Here is a 24,880-nt window from a genome sequence, read left to right on the forward strand (position 1 = left end):
GATTGCGCCCTCACTGGGGCATCTCGACGTGGCCACCGAAGCCGAACCGCATCGCGGAGAGCAGCTTGTCGCCGAAGGTATGGTCGACGCGGCTGCGATAGCGCGCGAACAGCGCCGCGGTCAGCACATTGGCGGGCACCGCCTCTTCCATCGCGGCATCGATCGTCCACTGGCCCTCACCCGAATCGGCGACCTTGCCGGTGAATTGTTCGAGCGCGTTGTCCTTGGCGAGCGCGATCGCGGACAGATCGAGCAGCCATGACGAAATCACGCTGCCGCGGCGCCATACCTCGGCGACATCCGCCAGGTTGATGTCGAACCGCTGATCTTCGGGCAGCTTGTCGGAATTCTTGCCCTTCAGGATGTCGAAGCCCTCGGCATAGGCCTCCATCAGCCCGTATTCGATGCCGTTGTGGACCATCTTGACGAAATGGCCCGCGCCCGCCGGACCAGCGTGGATATAGCCCTTCTCCGCGCGGGGATCCTCGCCATCGGCCTCGTCGCGGCCCGGGGTCCGCGTGATCGTGCCATAGCCCGGCGCGAGCGCGTCGAAGATCGGGTCGAGCATCCGGACAATCTCGTCCTCGCCGCCGATCATCATGCAGAACCCGCGTTCAAGACCCCAGACGCCCCCCGACGTCCCGACATCGACATAATGACAGTCATGCTCCTTGAGCGTTTTCGCGCGACGGATGTCGTCCTTGTAGAAGCTATTGCCGCCATCGATGACGACGCTGCCCTTGGCCGCGGTCTTGCAGATTTCCGCGACGGTGCTTTCGGTCGGGGGACCGGCGGGGAGCATCACCCACCAGATCGCGGGATCGGCGAGCTTGCCGCGCATGTCGTCGATCGACGACGCCCCGATCGCACCGTCGGCGACCAGATCCTTCACCGCCTGCTCGTCGCGATCGTAGCCGACGACCTCGTGGCCGTTGTTCATCAGGCGACGCCCGATATTGGCGCCCATCCGGCCGAGGCCGACGATACCGATCTTCATTGGTGGATATTCCTTATGGTCTGGCCCCACCGACGGTTCGGCGGCGCGTTCCGGTCGGTTACGCGGTCGCCGGGTGCTTGGCCGCGATCGCGCCGAGCAGGTCGTCGAACGACTTGCCGAACGATGCCACGCCCTCGACCACCAACATATCGGTGACGCCGCCCAGATCGAGGCCAAGCCGCTCGGCTTCAGACAGCACGTGCCGCGCGGCATCGACATCCTTGGTCAAGGTCTCGGCAGGGGTGCCGTGATCGCGAAAGGCGTCCATCGTCTTGGGCGGGATCGTGTTGACCGTGTCCTTGCCGATCAGCGTGTCGACGTAGAGCGTGTCGGGATAGCTCGGATCCTTGGTGCTGGTCGACGCCCACAACAGCCGCTGCGGCATCGCGCCCTTGGCCGCGAGCGCCTGCCACCGATCCGACTTCGCGAAATCCTCATACCAGGCATAGGCGACCTTGGCGTTGGCGATCGCAACCTTGCCGCGCAACGCATCGAGCGCATCGGCCTCATCGGCGCTGCGCTTCTTGAACTCGGTGATCTTGTCGTCGATCTTGCCGTCGATCCGGCTGACGAAGAAGCTCGCGACGCTGGCGATCCGATCGATCGGCTCACCGCGGGCCGCGCGCTTCTCGAGCCCCGCGACATAGGCCATCGCGACCGCCTTGTACGCCTCGACCGCGAACAGCAGCGTGACGTTGACATTGATCCCCGCATCGATCGTCGCGGCGATCGCGGGCACGCCAGCCATGGTGCCGGGGATCTTGATCATCAGGTTGGGTCGATCGACCGCCGCCCACAGCTTCGCCGCCTCGGCGATGGTGGCATCGGTATCGTTGGCGAGATAGGGCGACACTTCGAGGCTGACATAGCCGTCCTTGGCGTCGAGCTTGTCATAGACCGGGCGCAGCGTATCGGCGGCGGTCTGGATATCCTGGATCGCGAGATGTTCGTACCGTGCCATCGTCGAGGCACCGGGGTTCGCCTGGTCGAATTCGGCGAGTGCGGCGTCATAGGCGTCGCCATGCCCCATCGCCTTTTCGAAGATCGACGGGTTGGAGGTCACCCCGGTCAGCCCGTCCTCGTCGACGAGTTTCTGCAAGCCGCCGTCGGCCAGGAACTTGCGGTCGACGAAGTCGAGCCACACCGCCTGCCCCTGCGCGGCGAGATCGTTGAGCTTACCCATCACTTGTTCTCCAGCATCGATGTGGCGGTCGCGAAGACGTTGTCGACCGTGAAGCCGAACTTGTCGGCAAGCTTGGCGAGCGGGGCCGACGCGCCGTAGGTCGACATAGTGATCGTCTTGCCCTGCAGCCCGACATAGCGGTCCCAGCCGAGTTCGCCCGCCATCTCGATCGCGAGCCGTGCGCTGACCGCCTTCGGGAGAACGCTTTCCTTATATGCATCGGACTGGAGTTCGTAGCGATGCCAGCTCGGCAACGACACGACCCGGCTCTTCACGCCGTCGGCGGCCAGCTTCTCGTGCGCCTCGACCGCGAGGCTTACCTCGCTGCCCGTCGCGATCAGGATCACGTCGGGGGTACCATCGCTGTCGGCGAGCACATAGCCGCCCTTCAGCACGCCCTCGGCGCTCGCATATTTGTCGCGATCGAGCGTCGGCAGCGCCTGGCGCGACAGTACGAGCGCGGTCGGCGTGCCGCTATTCTCCATCGCGGCGCGCCATGCATAGGCGACCTCGTTGGCGTCGCCAGGGCGGAAGGTATCGATTCCCGGCGTCGACCGCATGATCGCGAGCTGTTCGATCGGCTGGTGGGTCGGGCCATCCTCGCCGACCCCGATCGAATCATGCGTGAACACCCACACCGCGCCCAGTTCCATGATCGCCGACAGCCGTACCGGCGGGCGCATGTAATCGAGGAACACGAAGAAGGTGGAGCCGTAGGATTTGAGGTGGCTGAGCGCCATGCCGTTCACCACCGCGCCCATGCCATGTTCGCGCACGCCGAAGTGGAAATTGGTCCCGCCGTAATTGGTCGGCTCGAACGAGGCTGCACCCTTGATGTCGGTCTTGGTCGAGGGCGCAAGGTCGGCGGAACCGCCGATCAGCCACGGCACCTTGCCGACGATCGCGTTCAACACCTTGCCCCCCGAATCGCGGCTCGCGAGCCCCTTTGGGTCGGCGGGAAAGACCGGGATGTCGGCATCCCAGCCGTCGGGCAGCTTGTCGGCCAGCATCAGGTCGAGTTCGGTGCCCAAGTCCGGATGTGCGGTCTTATACTTAGCGAAATTCGCCTCCCACTCGTCGCGGAGCGCGCCACCGCGATCCGCGATCGCATCGTGGAAATGCGCGGCCACGCCGTCGGGAACGTAGAAGCTCTTGTCCTCGGGCCAACCATAGGCGCGCTTGGTGATGCGGATATTCTCCTCGCCGAGCGGCTCGCCATGCGCCTTTTCGCTGCCCGCCTTGGGGCTGCCATAGCCGATCACCGAATGGACCACGATGAAGGTCGGTCGGTCGTCGGTCGCCTGGAACGTCTCGATCGCCTTGGCGAGCGCGGCGGTGTCGTTGGCGTCGTCGATATGGATGACGTTCCAGCCATAGGCCGCGAAGCGCAGCCCGGTGTCCTCGTCGAACGCGAGGTCGGTGCCCCCCTCGATCGAAATGTGGTTGCTGTCGTAGATCCAGCACAGGTTGCTCAGTTTCAAATGCCCGGCCAGGCTCGCGGCCTCGGCGGACACACCCTCCATCATGTCGCCGTCACCGCACAGTGCGTAGACATCATGGTCGAACAGCGCGAACTCATCCTTGTTATAGCGCGCCGCAAGCCAGCGCTCGGCGATCGCCATGCCGACCGAATTGCCGCAGCCCTGTCCCAACGGCCCGGTGGTCGTCTCGACCCCGGTGGTGTGGCGATATTCGGGGTGGCCGGGCGTCTTCGAATTCAATTGGCGGAATTGTTCGATGTCGGTCAGGCTGACCGCCTCGTTGCCCGTCTTGTGGCCCTCGGCATCGATTTCCTCGATCCCTGCGAGGTGGATCAGCGAATAGAGCAGCATCGACGCATGGCCCACCGACAGCACGAACCGGTCGCGATTGGGCCAGTCGGGCGTCGACGGATCGTAGCGAAGGAATTGCGACCACAAGGTGTAACCGACCGGGGCGAGCGCCATCGGCGTCCCCGGGTGGCCAGAGTTCGCTTTCTGCACCGCGTCCATCGACAGCGTGCGGATCGTATCGATCGTCAACCGCGACAGGCTGCCGTCTTCGTGCAGGTGCGGGTCCGCCGTGATGGGGTCGGCGGTGGTGGTATCGGACATGGAAAGGGCCTCGCTCATTCACAGGTCGAACGTCCCGCGTCCGATCCGGTTGCCAAGTTTGTCGCCCCTACCGCGATGCGGCGTCCCGTTCCAGTCGCGTAACGACGCCAGCGGTCGCGATATAGGCGGCATCGACCTCGTCCAGAAATAGGCCATGCCCGAGAACGCCGGGGATCGATTCGAGCCATCGCGCGGTCGCTTCGAGGTCCGACAGGTCGAACCGGCAATCCGCGATCAGGTTGCCGCTATCGGTGCGATAGAGTCCGTCCGTCCCCATCCGCAGGGTCGCGCTTTCGCCCAGTACCGCGAGCACCGATGATCGCGCGAAGGGAAGCACCTCGACCGGGACCCGCGCGGTGCCGAGCGTCTGGACCTGTTTCGACCCATCGGCGATCACGATCATCCGCCGCGATGCCGTCGCGACCACCTTTTCGCGCAGCATCGCGCCGCCCGCGCCCTTGATCGCGCGGCAGTGCGGATCGATCGCGTCCGCGCCGTCGATCGTCAGGTCGACGTGCGCCACGTCGGCGAAGTCGATGACCGCGATCCCGCACTCGCGCGCCAGCGCTGCGCTGTTCTGCGACGTCGCGACCGCCCGGATCGCCAAGCCCGCCGCGACCCGTTCGCCGAGCGCGCGGATCGCGAACGCTGCGGTCGTTCCGGTCCCCAGTCCAACCAGCATGTCGGCGCGTACCTCCGCCACCGCGGCGATCGCGGCGGCCCGCTTGTCGGCATCGAAATTTAGGTCAGCCATGTATTTCTTTACCATTCGGTCTAGATTTGTCGCGGGGGTTGTTGCAAGGCCGCTCGCAGATGCACAATTTTCGGCGCAGCGCGCAACTGGCGCCGGGGTCGTGCATTGAGCGCCTCGACCGGGCGTTCGTTCGGACCAACAGCAGCAGGTAAGTCCAGTGGTAGCTATTCCGTCGAGCCGGCGGCGCGCCGTTGCCTTCGTCGCGGTCGCCAGCGCAGTGGCGCTGGCCGGGTGCGGCGGCGGTTCCGACGCCAAGGGCAAAGGCAAGGGCGACATGGGGCCACCGACGGTCGGCTATGTCACCGTCGCGGCGACCGATGCCGCGGTCGTCACTGAATTGTCGGGCCGCACCGCCGCGTTCGAAAGCTCCGACGTCCGTCCGCAGGTGAACGGCATCATCCGCCGCCGCTTCTTTACCGAAGGCGGGCTCGTCAAGCAGGGCCAGAAGCTCTACGAAATCGATCCGCGCCCGTATCGCGCGGCGCTGAACCAGGCGCAGGCGAATCTGGCCAGCGCGCAAGCGAACGCCGAAGCGACACGGATCCAGGCGCAACGCTACAAGCCGCTCGCCGATATCGAGGCGGTGTCGAAACAGGATTACACCAATTCGGTCGCGCAGGCGCGACAGGCACAGGCCTCGGTCGGCCAGACCAAGGCGGCGCTCGACAGCGCGCGGGTCACGCTCAGCTTCACCACTGTCCCCGCGCCGATCAGCGGGCGGATTGGACGCTCGCTCTTCACCGTCGGCGCGCTGGTCTCCGCGAGCCAGACCGAGCCGCTGGCGCAGATCCAGCGGCTCGACCCGATGTTCGTCGACATCCAGCAATCCTCTGCCGACATCCTCGCGCTGCGCCGCAGTCTAGCGCAGGGGGGCACCGTCCCCGCCACCGCCAAGGTCCGGCTGACGCTCGAGGACGGCAGCGATTATGGCTACACCGGCACGCTCGAATTCTCTGAAGCAATCGTCGATCCCCAGACCGGGACGGTGACGCTGCGCGCGCGCTTCCCCAACCCAGAAGGGCTGCTGCTGCCGGGGATGTTCGTCCGCGCGCACCTTGCGCAATCGATCAATCGACGCGCGATTCTGGTGCCGCAGCAGGCGGTCAGCCGCGATCCCAAGGGCAATGCGACGGTCATCGTCGTCGGGCCGGGCAACAAGGCGATCCAGAAGACGGTCAAGGCCGATCGCGCGCAGGGCGGCTATTGGGTCGTGACCGAGGGCCTCGTTCCTGGCGAAAAGGTGATCACCCAGGGCCTGTCCAAGCTCCAGCAGGGCCAGCCGATCAAACCGGTCGCCGCCGATACGCCCGAGCGCATCCAGCCACCGCAGGCTGCGGGCAAGGCCGGCTGACGCCCCCATGCTGAGCCGGATCTTCATCGATCGCCCCATCTTTGCGTGGGTGCTCGCGATCATCGTCATGCTGGGCGGCGTCGGCGCGATCATGTCGCTGCCGATCGCGCAATATCCCGATGTCGCGCCGCCGCAGGTGTCGATCCGCGCCAACTATCCCGGCGCCAACGCCGAAACGCTCCAGAACAGCGTGACCCAGGTGATCGAGCAGCAGCTGACCGGGATCGACGGGTTGCTGTATTTCAGCTCGTCGTCCTCGTCGCGCGGATCGGTGTCGATCAGCGTCACCTTCGCCAAGGGCACCAACCCCGACATCGCGCAGGTCCAAGTCCAGAACCAGGTTCAGCAAGCGCTGCCCCGGTTGCCACAGCAGGTCCAGCAACAGGGGCTCCAGGTCCGCAAATCGAACCCCGATTTCCTGCTGGTGATCGGGGTCTATGACGCGACCGACAAATCGACCAACCAGGATGTGTCGGACTATCTGGTCTCGAATTTCCAGGACCCGCTCGGGCGGATCAAGGGGGTCGGCGATACCAACGTGTTCGGCGCGCAATATGCGATGCGGATCTGGCTCGATCCGCAGCGGCTCGCCAGTTTCCAGCTCATGCCGAGCGACGTCATCACTGCGATCCAGAACCAGAATACCGAGGTCGCGGCGGGCGAAATCGGCGGGCAACCGTCGCCGCCCAGCCAGTATCTTAACGCTACTGTCACCGCGCAATCGCGGCTCCAGACCCCCGAACAATTCGCCAACATCATCCTCAAGACGCAGAACAGCGGCGCCACCGTTCGGATGAAGGATGTTGCGCGCGTCGAACTCGGCGCCGAAAGCTATGCCGCGCGCAGCCGGGTCAACGGGCATCCAGGCGCGGGCATCGCGGTGCTGCTGGCGCCGGGCGCCGACGCGCTCAAGACTGCCGAGCTGGTCAAGCAGTTCGTCAGCGAGCAGACCGCGGGCCTGCCCGCCGGGTACAAGATCTCGTATGCCAATGATTCGACCGCGTTCATCAAGCTGTCGATCGACGAGGTCGTCAAGACGCTGATCGAGGCAGTGATCCTCGTCGTCATCGTGATGTTCGTGTTCCTGCAAAGCTGGCGCGCGACGCTGATCCCGACGATCGCGGTGCCCGTCGTGCTGCTCGGCACCTTTGGAATTTTCTACTTCGCAGGGTTTTCGATCAACACGTTGACGTTGTTCGGGCTGGTGCTCGCGATCGGGTTGCTGGTCGATGACGCGATCGTCGTGGTCGAGAACGTCGAACGGCTGATGGATGAAAATCCGGAGATGACGCCGCGCGAGGCCACGATCCAATCGATGGACGAGATCACGGTCGCGCTGATCGCGATCGCGCTCGTCCTGTCGGCGGTGTTCCTGCCGATGGCGTTTTTCGGCGGATCGACCGGGGTGATCTATCGCCAGTTCGCGCTGACGATCATCTCGGCGATGGTGCTGTCGGTGCTGGTCGCGCTGATCCTGTCGCCCGCGCTGACGGCGACGCTGCTGAAACAGAAATCGAAGGAGGCGAGGGAAGGGACGTGGCTAGAGCGCCGGTTACCGCGGGTCGCAGGATGGTTTTCGTCCGCCGCGACCAAATTCAACGACATGTTCGACGCGGGGGTCGAGAAATACGCGCGGGGGGTGCGTACCGTCGTCGACCGTAAATGGCTGTTCGGGCTGATCTATCTAGGCATCGTCGCATTGCTCGCGATCCTGTTCGTGCGGCTGCCAACCGGCTTCCTGCCGACCGAGGATCAGGGCATCGCGATCGTCCAGTTCCAGCTGCCCCCCGGCGCGACCCAGAATCGCACCGCGCAGGTCCAGCAACAGGTCGAACATTATTTCCTGACCAAGGAAGCCGACAATGTGAAGACGATGTTCTCGGTCAGCGGCATCGGCGGCGGGGGCGCGCCGGGTGGTCAGAATACCGGGCTCGGCTTCATCGCGATGAACGACTGGTCGAACCGCCAGGGCAAGGAGAACACCGCCGACGCGATCACCCAGCGCGCATCGGGCGCGTTCGCCAACATCCGCGATGCGCGGGTCTATGCGCTGGTGCCGCCCGCGGTGCGCGGCCTCGGCCAGTCGAACGGGTTCACGATCGAACTGCAGAACACCAGCGGTATGCCGCTCGCGCAGTTCCAGGCGGCGCGCGACATGCTGCTCGCAGAAGCGATGAAGGACCCGGCAATGGCCGGGGTGCGGCTGTCCGAACTGCCCGACGTCCCAACCGTGCACGTCGATGTCGACCCCGAAAAACTCGCGGTGCTCGGGCTCAACCAGCAGGCGGTCAATTCGACGCTGTCGACCGCGTGGGGCGGGCAATATGTCAACGATTTCACCGACCGCGGCCGGGTGAAGCGCGTCTATGTCCAGGGCGATGCGCCCTATCGGTCCGAACCGTCCGACCTCGATCAATGGTATGTGCGCGGTTCAAGCGGGCAGATGGCGCCGTTCTCCTCGTTTGCGAAGACGAGCTGGGAAGTCGCCCCCGTCCTGCTGTCGCGCTTCAACGGCATCCAGAGCTACGAATTCCAGGGCTCCGCCGCGCCGGGAAAGAGTTCGGGCGATGCGATCGCGGCGATGACCGCGCTCGCATCGAAGATTCCGGGCACCAGCGTTGCCTATTCGGGGCTGACCTTCCAGGAGCGGCTGTCCTCGGGACAGGCACCGCTCCTCTACGGCCTGTCGATCCTCGTCGTGTTCCTGTGCCTCGCCGCGCTCTACGAAAGCTGGTCGATCCCGGTCGCGGTGCTGCTGATCATTCCGCTGGGACTGGTCGGTGCGATCGTGTTCGTGACGCTGCGCGGGCTGACCAACGACGTCTATCTCCAGATCGGGCTGCTGACGACGATGGGGCTGGCGTCGAAGAACGCGATCCTGATGATCGAATTCGCCGAACAGGCCGAGCGCAAGGGTGCGCGCGTCATCGACGCCGCGCTGGAAGCCGCGCGGATCCGGTTGCGCCCGATCCTGATGACCAGCTTCGCGTTCATTTTTGGCGTGATGCCGCTCGCGGTGTCGACCGGTGCAGGCGCCAACAGCCGGATCGCGATCGGCACCGCGGTGGTCGGCGGGATGCTGACCGCGACGATCTTCGCGGTGTTCTATATCCCGTTCTTCTTCGTGATGGTCCGCCGCGGCATCCGCGACGGCATCGCCAAGGTACGCGGGCGTCCGACCGGCTATCATCCAGCGGACGAGAACCGGCCACCCGCACCGCCGATGCCGCCCACGCTTGCCGATTCATCCGCGCCGGAGCCCGCCTGATGCGCCGCTATCCGTTCCTGTCGCTCGTCGCCGGCACCGCGCTTGCGGGCTGTTCGCTCGCGCCACCATATGTCGAGCCCGCGCTGCCGGTGCCGCCCTCATGGCCGGTCGGCGACGCGTACCTCCGCCAGTCGGAAGCAACATTGCCGGCGATCACCTATCGCGACGTGTTCAAGGACGCGCGGCTCCAGTCGATCATCGACCAGGCGCTCGCCAACAACCGCGACCTGCGCATCGCGGCGGCGAACATCGAGGCCGCGCGCGCGCAATATAGCGTTCAGCGCGCTGACATCGTGCCACAGGTCGATGCGAGCAGCAGCTATCGCTATTCGGGCGGCGGCAACGGATCGAACACGACCGGTGGAACGGGGACGGGCGGCACCGGCACGACCGGATCGATCGTCTCGACCGGGGGATCGCGCAGCGTTTTCACCGCCGATGTCGGCACTACCGCGTTCGAACTCGACCTGTTCGGGCGGATTCGTTCGATGACCGGCGCGGCGCTCGATCGCTATTTCGAGACCGAAGCGGCCGCGCGCGCGACCCGGCTGACGCTGGTCGGCGGGATCGCGAACGCCTGGGTCAGCTATGCCGCGGACCAGAGCCTGCTCAAGGTGGCCGAGGACACGGCGGTCAGCGCCGAAAAGAGCGTCCGGTTGACCAACGCCCGGCTTCAAGGCGGGATCGCCCCGCGCACCGACCTGCGTCAGGCGCAGCAGGTGCTCGAAACCGCGAATGCCGATCTCGCGCAGCAACGCACCGCGCTGGCGCAGGACGTCAACGCGCTCCAGTTGCTGGTCGGCGCGCCGGTCGACCCCGCGCTGCTGCCCGTGTCGATAGACCAGGCGCTGCCGACGATCGCGACGCTGCCCGCGGGGCTCGACAGTTCTGTCCTGTTGCGCCGCCCCGACGTGGTCCAGTCCGAATATGAACTCCGCGCGACCAATGCGGAAATTGGCGCGGCGCGCGCGGCGCTGTTCCCGCGGATTTCGCTGACCGGCATCCTCGGCTTCGCATCGACCGCGTTGTCGTCGCTCTTCACCGGGGGCGCGTTCAACTATTCGGTAGCGCCGTCGATCAGCTATCCGCTGTTCCGCGCGGGCGCGGGCGTCGCCAACGTCCGCTACACCCAGGCGCAGCGCGACGCCGCGCTCGCGACCTACGAACGCTCGATCCAGACCGCGTTCCGCGAAACCGCCGACGCGCTCGCACGGCAGGGCACGATCGCGGACCAGCTCCGCGCCAACCGGAACTTCGCCGCTGCCGCGCAGGACACGCTGACGCTCACCACCGCGCGCTACCGCGGCGGGATCGACACCTTCCTCACCAGCCTCGACGCGCAGCGTTCCTATTATACCGCGCAGCGCACGCTGATCGCGACCCAACTTGTCGCTGCGACCAACAAAGTGACGCTGTATCAGGTGCTCGGCGGCGATTCACTGCTCGAACCGACCGCCAACGGCCCCGAGCCGGTGACCGCAGCGACCCCGCCGGCGCGCTGATCGCCGCCCGCTTGACGCCGTGCGTGCGCGCGCCGATGCTGCGCAGCATGACGACCACCGATCCAGCCGCGCTCTTCCGGACGATGCTCGGCGAATGGGAGAAGATGACCAACAGCGTCGGCGGCGACATGCTGAAGTCGGAAGAATGGGCGCGAACCATGCACGGCGCCAGCGCGGCGACGACCAACGCCCAGGCCGCGATGAAGACCTTCATGGAACGCTCGCTCGCCGCCGCCAACATGCCGAGCCGAACCGAGTTCGAGAATCTGTCCGCGCGGATCGGCGGGATCGAGGACAGCCTGGCGCGGATCGAGGCGCTGCTCGGCGCGGGCAAGACCCGCCCGCCCGGCTCGTCCAAGCCAACCCGCAAACGCACACCGCCCGAGGGCAAGGCGTGACGCCCCGCTGACGATGGCGAGCGTCCCCGACATCTTTGCGGTCGCGCAGACCGAGTTCGACCGCGCGATGCGGCGTAACCTGAAGGGGCTCGACTATTTCGCGACCTCTGGGCCAAAGCTCGGTGCCAGCCCCAAGGATGTGCTGATCGACCGCGGCACGATGCGGCTCTATCACTATCGCGCGCGCGTCGACGACGTGTACCGCGTCCCCGTGCTGCTGGTGATGGCGACGACCAACCGCGGCTATATCTTCGACATGATCCCCGGCCAGAGCATGGTCGAATATCTGCTGCTCGCCGGGTTCGACGTCTTCATGCTCGATTGGGAGGCGCCGCGCGCCGACGAAAAGCGGCTGACGATCGACAGCTACGTCCTCGATTTCCTGCCCCAGGCGGTCGCGCGCGTTGCCGCGGAAACCGGCGAGCCCGATGTCAGCATCGTCGGCTATTGCTTCGGCGGCGTGCTGTCACTGCTGTGGGCGGCGCTGCACCCCACGCCGCTCGCCAACCTCGCCACCTTCACGACCCCGGTCGATTTCAGCGCGATGGACATGTTCCAATCCTGGGCCGACCGGCGGTTCTTCGATGTCGACAAGCTGGTCGACACCTTCGGCAACTGCCCCGGCGACTATCTCTATACAGCGTTCGACATGCTCCGCCCCGGCGCACGCGTCGCGGGCAACGTCCGGCTGATCGACAACCTGCACGACGACGAATTCGTCAAATCCTTCCGGATGTTCGATCGCTGGTCGACCGACATCCTGCCGCTAGCGGGGGAGTATTTCCGTGAGACCGTCAAGCAGCTGATGTGGGACAACCGCCTGCTCGACGGGTCGATGACCATTGGCGATCGCGTAATCGATCTCAAGCATATCACCGCGCCGTTCCTCCACGTCGCCGCCGAACACGACCATATCGTCCCCACCGCCGCCTCCGCGCCGCTGCTCAGCATGGTCGGGTCCGACGACAAGGAGGAGGTGGTGCTCAAGGGCGGCCATGTCAGCCTGGTCGCGGGGGCCAACGCGGTCCGCCGGATGTGGCCCAAGCTTGCGCAATGGCTGAGCGTTCGGTCGACCTGAATCCTGAAAGGATAGCATGAGCCACCGTATCCGCCGGTTTCAGCCCGACGACCGCGAGGCGATGATCGCCTTCGCCAAGGACCTGCCCGAACACGACCTGCTGTTCCTGGGCCGCGATCTGCGCCACCCGCGGGTGATCGAGGCGTGGCTCGGCGCGATCGACGAAGGCTGGATCGACAGCCTGCTCGCCGAGGAGGACGGCGCGATCGTCGGCTCGGCCGCGCTCGTCCGTGATCCGCTCAGCTGGAGCGCGCATGTCGGCGAGGTGCGGCTGCTCGTCGCCAGCGAACGCCGCGGCGCGGGGCTGGGGCGCGATCTGCTCGAGGGAATTTTCGCGATCGCCGATGTCCACGGGCTCGCCAAGCTGACCGCGGCGATGACGACCGACCAGCAGGGATCGATCGCGCTGTTCGAAAATCTGGGCTTCCGCGCCGAAGCGATGCTGAAGGAGCAGGTGCGCGGGCGCGACGGGCGACCCCACGACATCGCGATCCTCAGCTACGACGTCGCGCGCGTCACCGCGCGGCACAGCGCGTTCGGCCTGGAATGAACTTTAACGCGAACCGGCGCATTGATGCCGCCATTGCTGAAAAGGAATCCCGATGGCGTCAGCCGCTATGACCATCCCGCACGACCATGACGCGATCCGCGCGCCCTCGGCGCTCCTGGCGCTAACTGAGCTGCCGCGCGCGCTCGCCGAACTCGGATCGCTGCCGTTCGCCGCGCCCGTGCTGGCCAGCGCGCCGCGGGGCGACGGGCATCCGGTACTCGTCCTGCCCGGCTTCATCGCAAGCGACACGTCGACCTTGGTTCTGCGCCGTTACCTCAAGAAAATGGGCTATGACGCGCACGCCTGGGAACTCGGTCGCAACCTCGGCCCCAAGGCGATCGGTGCCGAGGGCGAGAAACTCGTCGCGCGGCTGCGCGCGATCCACGATCTCACCGGCCAGAAGGTCAGCCTGGTCGGCTGGAGCCTCGGCGGGATCATGGCGCGGATCGTCGCGTGCCGCGCGCCCGACGCGGTGCGCCAGGTCATCACGCTCGGCTCGCCCTTCGCGGGGAGCCCCAAGGCGACCAACGTCTGGCGCGCGTACGAACTCCTCACCGGCCACCATATCGAAAGCGACAACGCCAAGAGCCAGCTCGCCGAAGCCGCGAGCCCGCCCCCGGTCCCGTCAACCGCGATCTATTCGCGCGAGGACGGCGTCGTCGCATGGCAGATCTGCAGGGAGCAACCCGGCCCCGCGACCGACAATATCGAGGTCCACGGCAGCCACATCGGGCTCGGCGTCAACCCGGCAGTGCTCTACGCCGTCGCTGACCGGCTCGCGCAGGCGGAGGACGACTGGCATCCGTTCGACCGCCACGGCGTCAAATCGCTGGTGTATCCCGCGGCGGGCCACGCGTGAACGTGTCGGCCGAGGGCTAGCGAGATAATTGCACCTAGACCCGTTCGTGCTGAGCCTGTCGAAGCACGGTGAGACTCACCGCCCTTCGACGGCCCCGTGAAAGTATTACTTTCACGGGAACCCGGCAGGCTCAGGGCGAACGGTGGACGGTCTGATAACTTTCACGTCGTCGCGCCACTCGATACGGCCCATCACTTCTTGGCGTCGCCCTTCAACGGCGTGACCGCTTCCTTGCCGAACTGGACGATCAACTCGCCGATCTCGCGCGCTTGTTCCACACTGCGTTGCGCCTGGTTGCGCATATAGTCGCCCTGTACCCGCATCACCTCGCTGATGTCGTTCGCCCTGGCCGCCTCGCGCATCGCCGCAAACGCCTGTTTGGCGTTGGTTTCGGCTTGATCGATCAGCCGTGCGCTGATCGTCGAACCGCCCTCGGCGACCTTTTTGCCCGACGACTTCACCGCCTCGCCCGCACGCTTGGCGGGGTCGACGATGCGAGCGGTGAAGTCGGCGCGCGCCTTGTCGCCGGCCGCGCGCAGCTTGTCGGTCGCGGCCTTGGCGGCGGTTGCGGTCTTGTCGGTCGCCGATTTGGTCTTGGCAGCAGCCTCGTCGATGTTCTTCTTGGTGTCGGGCATCATGTCGCTCCTTTGCGTTTTACGCGTTTCCGCGCGGGTTTGTTGTCGTTCTTCTCCGCCCGAGGTGCCGCCGCAGGCGTAGCCGCCGCATTCTTCAACGCGGCGAACGACGATCGCAGCGCCTCGGCATAGCGATCCGGATCGGGCATCTTGTCGCGATCGCAGGTGAACGACACTGCGATCGTGTCGCCATAGCTGTAGACCGGGTTGATCAGCCCCATCCCGTCGAACACCGGTCCGGTCCCATACATCCCGATCATCTTGGCACCGCAGAAATACATCGGGACGCGGCTGCCTGGCACATTGGTGACGACGCAATTGTAGAGCGGCGCGTGCGCGTTCGCCGCGCCGACGCGGGTGTAGAGCCGCGCCGCCAAACCCGCGAGCCCGGACGGCACCAGCTTGCTGTAATCGGCGAGCGTCTTCGCGCCGACCGCGTTGGTCATCGCTTTCGAATTCACCGCCTCGTCATGGACGAAGCGGAGCCGTTCGAGCGGGTCTTCGATCTGCGTGCCCAATCCGACAACCATCGCCGAGACCAAGTTGCCGAGCGCGGCCTTCTCGCCTTCGCCGCGCACGCTGATCGGGGCCATCGCGGTCAGCGTGTCCTTGGGCAGTTCGTCCCTGTCCTTCAGATACGTTCTGAGCGCGCCGCCGACGATCGACAGGATCACGTCGTTCACCGTGGCGTCGGGCACCGCATTCTTGATGGCGCGAATATCCGCGAGCTTGAACGGCACCGCGTCCCAAACCCGGTGCGCCGATACCTTGCCATTGAACCGCGTCTTCGGCGCGGGCCGCGCGTTGCGAATCGACACGTCGCCTTTGCTAACCTGCGCGGTCAGCTTCGCCATGCCGGGCAGCGACCGCCCGATCGTTTCCATCACCCGCATCGGCTGGATCAGGCTGTTGACGTAGCTGCGCGACAGCAGTTCGGCGACGCGCGGCATGTTTTCGGGTTCCCACGCGTCGGCGCGGTCGGGCGGGGTCATGTTCGCATCGAGATCATGGACCGCGGCGGACATCTCGACCCCGCTCATCCCGTCGATCGCGGCGTGGTGGACCTTGCTGACCAGCGCGAAACAGCCGGGCGGTAACCCCTCGATCTCGTCGAGCCCCTCGACGACGGTGAATTCCCACAACGGCTTCGACAGGTCCATCGGGCGCGCATGGAGCCGCGCGACCTGGATGCACAATTGCCGCCAGTCGCCGGGCTTGGGCAGCGCGATGTGGCGGACGTGGAATTCGATGTCGAATTCGGGGTCCTCGATCCAATAGGGATGATCGAGATCGAACGGCACCCGCACCAGCCGCTGGCGGAACGACCGCGCGCCCTGCAACCGCTGGCCGATAAAGTCGAGGATGTCCTTGAACCGAACGAACCCGCCCGGCGCGGTCGACGGATCGTAGATCCCGACCGACCCGATATGCATCGGGGTATGCGGGGTCTCCAGATAGACGAACGACGCATCCTGCGCGGACAGTTGCTGCATGGCCCTCTCCGTTGCCGGCGCTTGTTGCGCTCACGACACGAATGGTGGACCGGGCAGCGGGTTCGGGCAAGCCGTCAGCTGCGGGTTATTTCCCGAACCCGAACACATCCTGATGGAACCGCCCGTCCTCGATCATCGCTTCGAGCCATTCGGAGCCCGCGGCGTGTTCACCGCCCGCCTGCTGCATCCGGATGCGGATCAGCGTGTCCCGCACCGCGGGGGCCATGAAGCGTCCGTCGCCGCACAGATAGATCGCCGCGCCCGCCTCGATCGCGGCCCAGACCTTGTCCTGTTCGGCCCAGAGCGCGTCCTGGACGTATGGCCACGGATGCGATTGCACCGCGGAAAAGGCGAGGTGGAGGTCGACAGTGCCGTCCGCTTGCCATTGCTCCATCTCGGCGCGGCAGAACCAGTCGTGATCGGGGTGGCGGCACCCGAAGAACAACAGGCTGGTCGCCGCGCCTTCCTGCACCGTGCGCTCCTGTAGAAACCCCCGCAGCGGCGCGAAGCCAGTGCCGGGGCCGATCAGGATCATCGGCACCGCGGGATCGGCGGGGGGTGCGAACGGTGGGTTGGGGCGGCGAATATAGCCGAACAGCTGATCGCCTGCGCCGACATCGGCCATGTAGCTCGACGCGAAGCCGCGATGTTCGCCCAGGCCCGACCAGGCGGGGGCCGCCGACGTACCGACGATCAGGTCGACCGCATCCGGCGAGGTGAGCGGCGAGGAAGCGATCGAATAGAAGCGCGGCGCGATCGGTGCGGACAGTTCGACGAGGCTCGCCAGCGACAGCTCGGCGGCGGGGTGCGCGGCAAGCAGGTCGAGCAGCGTCATCCGTTTTGCGGCGACGGCGGCGTCGAAGTCAGGCTCCAGCGCGCCAAGCTTTGCCTTGGTATCCGGACAGCGAGTCTGCGCGGCGATCACGCCCAGCGCGCGGCGCGGCATCGGATCGGAGAGTTCGACGAAATCGGTGAGCAATTGCCGCGCGGTGACGGTCTGGCCGAGCGGCAAGTGCTTGAAGCGGCCGCCCTGCCCGTCGACGCGGAGTTGGTTCGCGCCGTCGACATCCAGCCGCGCGAGCGCGCGTTCGACCAGATCGGGGCGGTTGCGCGCATAGACCGCGAGGTGATCGCCGGTATGATAGATCTGCCCGTCGGGCAGCGCGATCCGGATCGCACGGGTCGACGGGCGCGGCGCTTCGGTCGCAAAATCCCACAGCCCGTCCGCGGGGCGCACCATTTCGTCATTAGCAAGGATGGTCAGCCGCTGCGCATGTTCGGGCAAGGCTGCCGCGCGGGTGGCGGCGGTGTCGACCGGCTGGAGGGTCAGCGATGCGCTCGTCTCGCTTGGCGCGGTGTCGCTACCGAGTGCCTTCCACAGGTCGCGGACGAAGGCGGCAACCGCGCCGTCGAAATCGCCCTGCCCGTCCGCCTCCGCGCGCGGGATCAGGCGGGTCGCGCCCGCGGCCTCGATCGCGGCGTCGACGCGTTTGGGGAAGACCTGGAAATTGGGCCATTGCGAATTGCCGATGCCGAGCACCGCGAACATCGCTCCCGACCAGTCCGCGCCCTCAAACAGTCCTGCGTCGAGCGCGCGTTCGACCTCGATCGCGGTATCGGGGGCGCGGCCGTTATAGGTGGCGGTGACGAGGACGATGACCTTGTCCTCGGGTAACGCGCCACCCTTGAAGCTGTCGTCCATCGAGCGGACGACGACGTCGAACCCGTCGACCCGTGCGCGCTCGGCGATCTCCTCCGCGATGTCGCGCGCGGTGCCGAGCGATGAGCCGTAGAGCACCGCGAATTGCTGGCCGGTTCCCGCGACACTGGCGACGGTTTCGGTTGCGGTGGGCGCGCTGTGGGCGAGCTGGAGGCGTTCGTGCGGCCAACGCCGCTTGATCCGCATGAAGAAATCGTCGGGCTTGATCGACAGCGTTTCCTTGATCCGCAATTTGTACGAATGCGGGTCGCTGATCGAAAACGCGCGCAGCAGCATCGCCATCGCGATCTTCGCCTCGACCATCGCGAACTGCCGTCCGATGCATGCGCGCTCGCCGTTGCCGAAGGGTTTGTAGGCGTGCGGGTGATGCCGCGCCTCGTTCTCCGGAAGCCAGCGGTCGATGTCGAAACTCTCGGGATCGTCCCAGGCCTTGGGATTGCGCTGGACGCCGGGGGTGAAGACGTTGACCGGACGATCCTTTTTGAGGACGTATCCCGCGACCTCGGTATCCTCGAACGGCGCCAGGCTGAACGCCGGCGCGGTCGGCCAGAGGCGCAGCGCTTCCTTGAGGATACGCTCGATCACCTCCAGCTTGGCGACCTGCGCGTAATCGGGGCGGATATCGCCGGGCAGGACGCGATCGACCTCGGCATAGGCTTGCGCGAGGATCGCGGGATTGCGGAGAAGGTAGCTGAACGCGAAGGTCAGCATGCCCGACGTCGTCTCATGCCCCGCGATCAGGAAGGTCAGCACCTGATATCGGATGTTGATGTCGTCGAGCCGCTCGCTGGTCTCCGGGTCGACCGCCGTCAGCATCAGGTTGAGCAGATCCTTCCCCTCGGTGGGATGGACGCGGCGATCGGCGATGATCCCGTCGACCAGCGCGTTCATCTCCGCGATGTCGGCGTCGAACTGGCGCTGCGAGCGTTTCGCGAATCGGTTCTGGACCGGCAGCCGCGTGATCATCGACATCGATTCGCTGAGCGCGCGGCCGAGCGCGAGGAGGAAGCTGTCGAGCTCGTCCCGCTCGAACGAATTGAAGCGGTGGCCGAACCCGGCGATCGCGATCGAATCGAGCGTCAGCCGCGTCATGTCGTCGGCGACGAGCACGTCGGTGCCCGCCGCCCTGGTCCATTTGGTCACGAGCTGGTCGCAGACCTCGACGATCATGTCGAAATAGCCGCGCATCGCGCGCTGGCTGAACGCGGGGAGCAGGATGCGGTGCGCCTTGCCCCAATTGGGCTCATCGCTGAACGCGGTGAACAGCCCGTCGCCCGCGAATTTCCGCACCACGCGCAGCCCTGGGCCGGGCATCTTGCGGAACCGGGTTTCGTCGCTCAGCTCGGCGACGATATCGGGATCGGTGACGAACACCCCGACCCGGCTGCCGAACTTGAGCTTGAAAATGCCCGCCGGGAACTCCTTGCTGACCGTCAGCAGATGCCCGATCAGTCCGGCGCGCGCGATCTGGTGGAGGTGGCCAACCACTGGCAGCCCCTTGGGGCTCGGGATCGACGGCGCGGCAGGGGGATCGGCCATGAAGTTCCTCTCACCCACACCTGACCACAGCGCGCGCGAGATCACAACTTAAGGGTTAGCCCTCGGTGTTCTGGCAGGCAATTGCGCGAAATGGCAGAGGACCACGCGCGATCGACGCCGGATCGAGCGACGCGTTCGCGATGTCGCAACACGCCAATCGTCAGCAGGATGAGTGTGGGATAGGCCAGCTTGCCATTGGCGCTGACATACATCCAATACGGCAAGTCGGGCTCATAGGCTTTGACACCGTGGATCGCTAGCGTGAGCAGTTGAAGCGCGCTAACGTATAGTGGCCAGAAACGATTAGACATCAACGCGATCACGACCAGCCCGGCGAGCGTCGCGACATCGATCGCCAGCAGGCTCAACTGAACGCGATCAAGGGCCCCATCGGGCCGCGCATAGCTCGCGGCCGCTGCGATCAAGAAGACGGCCGCGGTGAGTCGCTCGGGTGAGCCTCCACACCAAAACGCGTAGCCACAGGCTGCAAACAACGCGATGTTGAACACGTATATGTGGGTCATGGCCTGGCCTGCCAAAGGAGCGACCAGGAGACCAGGCCATGACCGCTAGGCAGCGACGCGCAGATGACTGGCGTCGGCACCCGTCGGCATGAACCCCTCTTTCGGCGTTTCGTCGCCGTAGCTGGTTTCATAACCGATCTGCTTGCCGACCCTCTCGACCACGCGGTGGCCAGCGACGACATGGCCGCGAGCCTCGCTGATCGCGAGAAGGGTCTGGCTGAAATGGTCGAATGCGGCCTGCCCGGCGATTGCGGGCAGGTTAGAGGCGCGGCGCGCCCTAGGCAGCGAGGCGATGAGTTCGCCACCGGTCGCAAGGGCATCGTCGAGTTGCGCCTCGAGGCGCCACAGCAGTTCCGCGACGGCATCGTTGGCCGTCCGTGCATCGATGTTGGACATATCCACCTCTTCACCCGGTTGGGTGCCTTCCGCATGATGGTCAGGACAGGTGGTGGGTGACGGTTTCGACCAGCGTGGTGATGACCTGGAGACCCATCGCAAGCATGCCGAAACCGATGGCGCTGCCCACTGCGATAGCCTGTATCCAGATCAATCGATCGCCGACCGAAAGATCGTTATCCGCTTGTCCCTTCCGCCGGTAGGGCAGTCCGATCGACGAGAAACGATGGCGCAGTGCCTGCTCTCGATAATCCGACTGACCGACGACCTGTTCGCCCAGCGACACATCGGATGGCAGCGAATCGGTGGGTGGGACTAGCCGTGCAGAATCGGCCCCCATTTTATGGGGGGCATCATCGGGGGCGTCGATGCCAGTGGCTTCGTCGTGTTCGGCCAGCAGGAGCGCAGCATGACGCCGATTCTTCGCTCCGAGGACGCGAACCGCCTCGGTCAGATAGCTGTCGACGGTGGATTTTTCGATTCCGAGATAGTCAGCGATCTCCTTCGAGCCCTGCAGCGCGCGCACGCCTGTCAGGCACTCCCGGTGCCGCTTGGTCAGCCGGTCGAATCGGGTTTGGTCGCTCACAGTTCCTGGTTTCCGGTGTCTTAGCCGACAAAGCAAGCGGCACGGGTCGCAGGACACCCGGATGCGGCGGCTGTATCGGACGAGACCATGCTTCCCCCGCTCGGCACCGCTTGCTAAGGCCAGCAGGACATTCGCACTTTCCAGCGCTTGACGTCGCGCCCGCGCGGGTCTTTCCCGCCTCCCCGAGCGCCGCAAGCGTGCAATCGAAGGGATATTTATGACCGCGATCGGCCAAGACACGCTGAACACCCGCTCGACTCTGACGGTCGGCGGCAAGGCGTATGATTATTACAGCCTCGCCAAGGCGGCCGCGAAATATGGCGACGTCAGCCGCCTGCCCTTCTCGATGAAGGTGCTGCTCGAAAACATGCTGCGCTTCGAGGACGGCGTGACCGTGACCGAGGCCGACGTCCAGGCGATTGTCGACTGGCAGCAGGAACGCCGCAGCGACCGCGAGATCCAGTATCGCCCCGCTCGCGTGCTGATGCAGGATTTCACCGGGGTGCCCTGCGTCGTCGATCTCGCCGCGATGCGCGATGCGATGACCAAGCTGGGCGGCGATCCTGAAAAGATCAATCCGCAGGTGCCCGTCCACCTCGTCATCGACCATTCGGTGATGGTCGATGAATTCGGCACCCCGCAGGCGTTCGAGGACAATGTCGAGCTGGAATATCAGCGCAACATGGAGCGCTACGAATTCCTCAAATGGGGATCGAAGGCGCTCGACAATTTCTCGGTCGTGCCCCCTGGCACCGGCATCTGCCACCAGGTGAATCTCGAATATATCGGCCAGGCGGTGTGGTCGTCGAAGGAGACGACGGGCGAGGCGACGATCGCCTATCCCGATACGCTGGTCGGCACCGACAGCCACACCACGATGATCAACGGCCTGGGCGTACTCGGCTGGGGCGTCGGCGGGATCGAGGCGGAGGCGGCGATGCTCGGTCAGCCGGTATCGATGCTGATCCCCGAGGTCGTCGGGTTCAAGCTCATCGGCAAGCTCGGCGAGGGGATCACCGCGACCGATCTCGTGCTGACCGTGACGCAGATGCTCCGCGCCAAGGGCGTCGTCGGGCGGTTCGTCGAATTCTTCGGCCCCGGGCTCGGCAGCATGAGTCTCGCCGATCGCGCGACGATCGCCAACATGGCCCCCGAATATGGCGCGACCTGCGGTTTCTTTCCGATCGACGATCGCACGCTCGATTACATGCGGCTCACCGCGCGTCCCGCGGACACCATCGCGCTGGTCGAGGCCTATGCGAAGGAGAATGGCTTCTGGCGGTTCGACGACATGCCCGATCCGATCTTCACCGATACACTCGAGCTCGACATGGGCAGTGTCGTCCCCAGCCTCGCGGGTCCCAAGCGCCCGCAGGACAAGGTGACGCTCGATCACGTCGACGACGAATTCAACCGCGATCTCAGGACCGTCTACAAGAAGGATGCGCCGACCCGCGTCGCGGTGTCGGGGCGCGACCACGACATCGGCGACGGCGACGTCGTGATCGCCGCGATCACCAGTTGCACCAACACCTCGAACCCCAGCGTGCTCGTCGCCGCCGGGCTCGTCGCGCGCAAGGCGCGCGCGCTCGGTCTCCAGTCGAAGCCGTGGGTCAAGACCAGCCTTGCACCGGGCAGCCAGGTCGTCACCGACTATCTCGACAAGGCGGGCCTGACCGACGACCTCAACTATCTGGGGTTCAACCTCGTCGGCTACGGCTGCACCACCTGCATCGGCAATTCGGGGCCGCTCGCGCCCGCAATCTCGGCGGCGATCAACGAAAACGACCTCGTCGCCGCGTCGGTGCTGTCGGGCAACCGCAACTTCGAAGGCCGCGTCAGCCAGGATGTCCGCGCCAACTTCCTCGCTTCCCCCCCGCTGGTCGTCGCCTATGCGATCAAGGGCACCGTTACCACCGACATGGTCGAGAGCCCACTGGGCCAGGACAGCGACGGCGGCGATGTGTTCCTGAAGGACATCTGGCCGACCAACGACGAAGTCCGCGAGCTCATGGAAGCCAATATCGACGACGGCATGTTCCGCAACCGCTACGGCAACGTCTATGCGGGCGACGCGCAGTGGCGCGGGATCGATGTAACCGGGTCGGACACCTACGGCTGGCGCGCAGGCTCCACCTATGTCGCCAACCCGCCCTATTTCGATGGGATGGGGATGACCCCCGCGCCGGTGCAGGACATCATCGAGGCCAAGCCCCTTGCGGTGCTGGGCGATTCGATCACCACCGATCACATCAGCCCCGCGGGCAGCATCAAGGCGGACAGCCCCGCGGGCACCTATCTGCAGGAGCATCAGGTCGCGAAGGCCGATTTCAACAGCTATGGCGCGCGCCGCGGCAACCATGACGTGATGATGCGCGGCACCTTCGCCAACATCCGCATCAAGAACGAGATGGTCCCCGGCGTCGAGGGCGGGATGACCAAATACGAAGGCGAGGTCATGCCGATCTACGACGCGGCGATGCGCTTCAAGGCCGATGGCACCCCGCTCGTGGTGATCGCGGGCAAGGAATATGGCACCGGATCGAGCCGCGACTGGGCGGCGAAGGGCACCAACCTGCTCGGCGTCCGCGCGGTGATCACCGAAAGCTTCGAACGCATCCACCGCTCGAACCTCGTCGGCATGGGCGTGTTGCCGCTCCAGTTCGCCGAAGGGGTAACGCGCCAGACGCTCGAGCTCGATGGCTCGGAAACCTTCACGATCCGCGGCGTCGCCGACATCCGCCCGCGCCAGGAGGTCGAGGTGATGCTGACCCGTGCCGACGGCGCGAGCGAGCGGTTCATGACGCGGTGCCGGATCGACACCGTCAACGAGCTCGAATATTTCCTCAACGGCGGAATCCTGCAATACGTCCTGCGCAAGCTCGCCGCCTGACGCGATGATCGAGGCGCCCGTGATAGAATTTGGCGGCTGGATCGGCGGCGCGCTGATCCTCGCCGCTTATGCGCTGGTCACGACCGGGCGACTGTCGGGCAAGTCGGCGATGTTCCAGGGGATGAATGTCGTCGGCGCCGCGGGATTGACGCTCAACGGCTGGGCGCACGGCGCGGTGCCGGTCGCCGCGCTCGATGCGGCGTGGTGCGCGATCGGGGTTGCGGCGCTGGCAGGTATCGCGGTGCGGAGACGGTCGGCGCAGTAGGGCGATTCGCCTTTTATCAGCCCCTCAGCTGCCAGAGTTCACACAAGGTCACGCCAAACCGCAGTTCTGACGGCGGAAGTTCACATAAGGTCACGCCGGGGAGCATCGTGCGGGGTTCGATGCTGGCAAGAGCGCGTATAGTGGTCGCACCGATCGTCTTGAGAAAGAGCGCGGCGACCATGCCATGATGCAGTCATGTAGGACAGCGTCGATGCGAGGATGGGCCGCTAGCGGTCGGTCTTCAGCAGCTGAAATGGCTGAGATCGACCCAAAAGTAGACATTCCTTTGGCGCAATGTATCGTTCGAAAGCAAACCCAGCGAAGCGAGCGTGCGGGCGTTATTTGATGTGTCGTCGTCCGGCGGCACAGAACTCTCCGAACGTGTAAAGGAAGTGCTGGCATGAGCCACCAGGGAAGCTGCCACTGCGGCGCGATGACCGTCACAATCGAGGACGATCCGATTGAAGTCAGTGAGTGCAATTGCTCGATCTGCCGCCGCACCGGTGCGTTGTGGACTTATGCCCCGCCCGCTTGCGTCGCAGTGACCGGCGAAGGCATCGGCTACGTCCACGGTGACAAGATGCTGGCTCTGTTTCATTGCCCAACCTGCGGTGTGATTACTCATTGGAGCACAATCGACCCGGACTACGACCGGATGGGCATCAACCTCAGGCTGTTTGATCCGAGGCTATGGGAAGCGTTACCCCGCAAGTTCGTCGACGGCGCGAGCTGGTAAGACAGCGATTCACCGCATCGCCCCCCATTCGGGATGCCTCAGGAAGGTATTGATGGCCGA

Annotated in this window: 20 protein-coding genes; 10 read left to right on the forward strand and 10 right to left on the reverse strand. The window is 65.5% G+C overall.

Features of this window, described 5'->3' with window-relative positions; genetic code table 11:
* Window positions 1-10 precede the first annotated feature (10 nt).
* The 4 genes from gnd to rpiA form a co-directional block, all read right to left on the reverse strand.
* A complete protein-coding gene (gene gnd / locus EAH84_RS10850) occupies window positions 11-997 on the reverse strand; it encodes a phosphogluconate dehydrogenase (NAD(+)-dependent, decarboxylating) (RefSeq protein WP_140871846.1) in 987 nt (328 codons plus the stop codon).
* 58 nt (window positions 998-1,055) lie between these two features.
* Window positions 1,056-2,180, reverse strand: coding sequence for a transaldolase (gene tal, locus EAH84_RS10855; RefSeq protein ID WP_140871848.1), 1,125 nt, complete (start codon window positions 2,178-2,180; stop codon window positions 1,056-1,058).
* Window positions 2,180-4,273 carry a transketolase gene (gene tkt / locus EAH84_RS10860; protein ID WP_140871850.1) on the reverse strand — a complete coding sequence of 698 codons (2,094 nt, stop codon included), beginning with the start codon at window positions 4,271-4,273 and terminating at the stop codon, window positions 2,180-2,182. The genes tal and tkt overlap by 1 nt, the downstream gene beginning before the upstream one ends.
* Before the next feature lie 67 nt (window positions 4,274-4,340).
* Window positions 4,341-5,027, reverse strand: coding sequence for a ribose-5-phosphate isomerase RpiA (rpiA, locus tag EAH84_RS10865; RefSeq protein WP_140871852.1), 687 nt, complete (start codon window positions 5,025-5,027; stop codon window positions 4,341-4,343).
* Between the two features lie 157 nt (window positions 5,028-5,184).
* Between rpiA and EAH84_RS10870 the strand changes: the two genes are divergently transcribed.
* From EAH84_RS10870 to EAH84_RS10900, 7 genes are read left to right on the forward strand one after another with little or no spacing between them, the layout of a single operon-like run.
* Window positions 5,185-6,378, forward strand: coding sequence for an efflux RND transporter periplasmic adaptor subunit (locus EAH84_RS10870; protein ID WP_241656562.1), 1,194 nt, complete (start codon window positions 5,185-5,187; stop codon window positions 6,376-6,378).
* 7 nt (window positions 6,379-6,385) lie between these two features.
* Window positions 6,386-9,646, forward strand: a complete 3,261-nt coding sequence (locus EAH84_RS10875; protein WP_140871853.1) for an efflux RND transporter permease subunit — start codon at window positions 6,386-6,388, stop codon at window positions 9,644-9,646.
* The gene (locus EAH84_RS10880) at window positions 9,646-11,148 is read left to right on the forward strand and encodes an efflux transporter outer membrane subunit (protein WP_140871855.1); all 1,503 of its coding nucleotides are present in this window, start codon (window positions 9,646-9,648) and stop codon (window positions 11,146-11,148) included. The genes EAH84_RS10875 and EAH84_RS10880 overlap by 1 nt, the downstream gene beginning before the upstream one ends.
* A 47-nt stretch (window positions 11,149-11,195) precedes the next feature.
* Window positions 11,196-11,546 carry a poly(R)-hydroxyalkanoic acid synthase subunit PhaE gene (locus EAH84_RS10885; protein WP_140871857.1) on the forward strand — a complete coding sequence of 117 codons (351 nt, stop codon included), beginning with the start codon at window positions 11,196-11,198 and terminating at the stop codon, window positions 11,544-11,546.
* A gap of 13 nt (window positions 11,547-11,559) precedes the next feature.
* A complete protein-coding gene (locus EAH84_RS10890; RefSeq protein WP_140871859.1) occupies window positions 11,560-12,624 on the forward strand; it encodes an alpha/beta fold hydrolase in 1,065 nt (354 codons plus the stop codon).
* Between the two features lie 16 nt (window positions 12,625-12,640).
* Window positions 12,641-13,174, forward strand: coding sequence for a GNAT family N-acetyltransferase (locus EAH84_RS10895; RefSeq protein ID WP_140871861.1), 534 nt, complete (start codon window positions 12,641-12,643; stop codon window positions 13,172-13,174).
* A 52-nt stretch (window positions 13,175-13,226) separates the two neighbouring features.
* Entirely contained in the window at window positions 13,227-14,033 is an 807-nt protein-coding gene (locus EAH84_RS10900) for an esterase/lipase family protein (protein ID WP_194150389.1), read from the forward strand.
* A gap of 191 nt (window positions 14,034-14,224) precedes the next feature.
* On the opposite strand, the gene EAH84_RS10905 is transcribed toward EAH84_RS10900, so the two are convergent.
* The 6 genes from EAH84_RS10905 to EAH84_RS10930 form a co-directional block, all read right to left on the reverse strand.
* Window positions 14,225-14,668 (reverse strand): phasin family protein, encoded by a 444-nt coding sequence (locus tag EAH84_RS10905; RefSeq protein ID WP_140871863.1) that lies wholly within the window; start codon window positions 14,666-14,668, stop codon window positions 14,225-14,227.
* Complete coding sequence (locus tag EAH84_RS10910) at window positions 14,668-16,161, reverse strand: WS/DGAT/MGAT family O-acyltransferase (protein ID WP_140871865.1); 1,494 nt, start codon at window positions 16,159-16,161, stop codon at window positions 14,668-14,670. Before EAH84_RS10910 ends, EAH84_RS10905 begins: the two co-directional genes overlap by 1 nt.
* Window positions 16,162-16,246: 85 nt before the next feature.
* Complete coding sequence (locus tag EAH84_RS10915) at window positions 16,247-19,420, reverse strand: bifunctional cytochrome P450/NADPH--P450 reductase (protein WP_140871867.1); 3,174 nt, start codon at window positions 19,418-19,420, stop codon at window positions 16,247-16,249.
* A gap of 41 nt (window positions 19,421-19,461) precedes the next feature.
* Window positions 19,462-19,944, reverse strand: a complete 483-nt coding sequence (locus tag EAH84_RS10920; protein ID WP_140871869.1) for a hypothetical protein — start codon at window positions 19,942-19,944, stop codon at window positions 19,462-19,464.
* A gap of 45 nt (window positions 19,945-19,989) precedes the next feature.
* Complete coding sequence (locus EAH84_RS10925) at window positions 19,990-20,340, reverse strand: hypothetical protein (protein ID WP_140871871.1); 351 nt, start codon at window positions 20,338-20,340, stop codon at window positions 19,990-19,992.
* A gap of 40 nt (window positions 20,341-20,380) precedes the next feature.
* On the reverse strand, window positions 20,381-20,926 hold the full coding sequence (locus EAH84_RS10930) for a helix-turn-helix domain-containing protein (protein ID WP_161978378.1): 546 nt from the start codon (window positions 20,924-20,926) through the stop codon (window positions 20,381-20,383).
* A gap of 217 nt (window positions 20,927-21,143) precedes the next feature.
* Here EAH84_RS10930 and acnA point away from each other — a divergent pair, with 217 nt between their 5' ends.
* The 3 genes from acnA to EAH84_RS10945 all read left to right on the forward strand — a co-directional run bounded on the left by acnA (window position 21,144) and on the right by EAH84_RS10945 (window position 24,820).
* The gene (gene acnA / locus EAH84_RS10935; RefSeq protein ID WP_140871875.1) at window positions 21,144-23,819 is read left to right on the forward strand and encodes an aconitate hydratase AcnA; all 2,676 of its coding nucleotides are present in this window, start codon (window positions 21,144-21,146) and stop codon (window positions 23,817-23,819) included.
* Window positions 23,820-23,823: 4 nt separating this feature from the next.
* Window positions 23,824-24,084, forward strand: coding sequence for a CBU_0592 family membrane protein (locus EAH84_RS10940; RefSeq protein ID WP_140871877.1), 261 nt, complete (start codon window positions 23,824-23,826; stop codon window positions 24,082-24,084).
* 400 nt (window positions 24,085-24,484) lie between these two features.
* The gene (locus EAH84_RS10945; protein WP_140871879.1) at window positions 24,485-24,820 is read left to right on the forward strand and encodes a GFA family protein; all 336 of its coding nucleotides are present in this window, start codon (window positions 24,485-24,487) and stop codon (window positions 24,818-24,820) included.
* Window positions 24,821-24,880 lie beyond the last annotated feature (60 nt).

Origin of the sequence: Sphingomonas oligophenolica (genome assembly GCF_006438955.1) — a bacterium.
Taxonomy (GTDB): domain Bacteria; phylum Pseudomonadota; class Alphaproteobacteria; order Sphingomonadales; family Sphingomonadaceae; genus Sphingomonas; species Sphingomonas oligophenolica_A.

Coding starts and splice junctions, on each gene's coding strand:
- EAH84_RS10925 (WP_140871871.1), bottom strand. CDS start 20,340: ATGTCCAACATCGATGCACGGACGGCCAACGATGCCGTCGCGGAACTG.
- EAH84_RS10920 (WP_140871869.1), bottom strand. CDS start 19,944: ATGACCCACATATACGTGTTCAACATCGCGTTGTTTGCAGCCTGTGGC.
- EAH84_RS10890 (WP_140871859.1), top strand. CDS start 11,560: ATGGCGAGCGTCCCCGACATCTTTGCGGTCGCGCAGACCGAGTTCGAC.
- EAH84_RS10940 (WP_140871877.1), top strand. CDS start 23,824: ATGATCGAGGCGCCCGTGATAGAATTTGGCGGCTGGATCGGCGGCGCG.
- rpiA (WP_140871852.1), bottom strand. CDS start 5,027: ATGGCTGACCTAAATTTCGATGCCGACAAGCGGGCCGCCGCGATCGCC.
- EAH84_RS10885 (WP_140871857.1), top strand. CDS start 11,196: ATGACGACCACCGATCCAGCCGCGCTCTTCCGGACGATGCTCGGCGAA.
- EAH84_RS10915 (WP_140871867.1), bottom strand. CDS start 19,420: ATGGCCGATCCCCCTGCCGCGCCGTCGATCCCGAGCCCCAAGGGGCTG.
- EAH84_RS10880 (WP_140871855.1), top strand. CDS start 9,646: ATGCGCCGCTATCCGTTCCTGTCGCTCGTCGCCGGCACCGCGCTTGCG.
- tkt (WP_140871850.1), bottom strand. CDS start 4,273: ATGTCCGATACCACCACCGCCGACCCCATCACGGCGGACCCGCACCTG.
- EAH84_RS10895 (WP_140871861.1), top strand. CDS start 12,641: ATGAGCCACCGTATCCGCCGGTTTCAGCCCGACGACCGCGAGGCGATG.
- acnA (WP_140871875.1), top strand. CDS start 21,144: ATGACCGCGATCGGCCAAGACACGCTGAACACCCGCTCGACTCTGACG.
- EAH84_RS10910 (WP_140871865.1), bottom strand. CDS start 16,161: ATGCAGCAACTGTCCGCGCAGGATGCGTCGTTCGTCTATCTGGAGACC.
- EAH84_RS10900 (WP_194150389.1), top strand. CDS start 13,227: ATGGCGTCAGCCGCTATGACCATCCCGCACGACCATGACGCGATCCGC.
- EAH84_RS10875 (WP_140871853.1), top strand. CDS start 6,386: ATGCTGAGCCGGATCTTCATCGATCGCCCCATCTTTGCGTGGGTGCTC.
- tal (WP_140871848.1), bottom strand. CDS start 2,180: ATGGGTAAGCTCAACGATCTCGCCGCGCAGGGGCAGGCGGTGTGGCTC.
- EAH84_RS10905 (WP_140871863.1), bottom strand. CDS start 14,668: ATGCCCGACACCAAGAAGAACATCGACGAGGCTGCTGCCAAGACCAAA.
- gnd (WP_140871846.1), bottom strand. CDS start 997: ATGAAGATCGGTATCGTCGGCCTCGGCCGGATGGGCGCCAATATCGGG.
- EAH84_RS10945 (WP_140871879.1), top strand. CDS start 24,485: ATGAGCCACCAGGGAAGCTGCCACTGCGGCGCGATGACCGTCACAATC.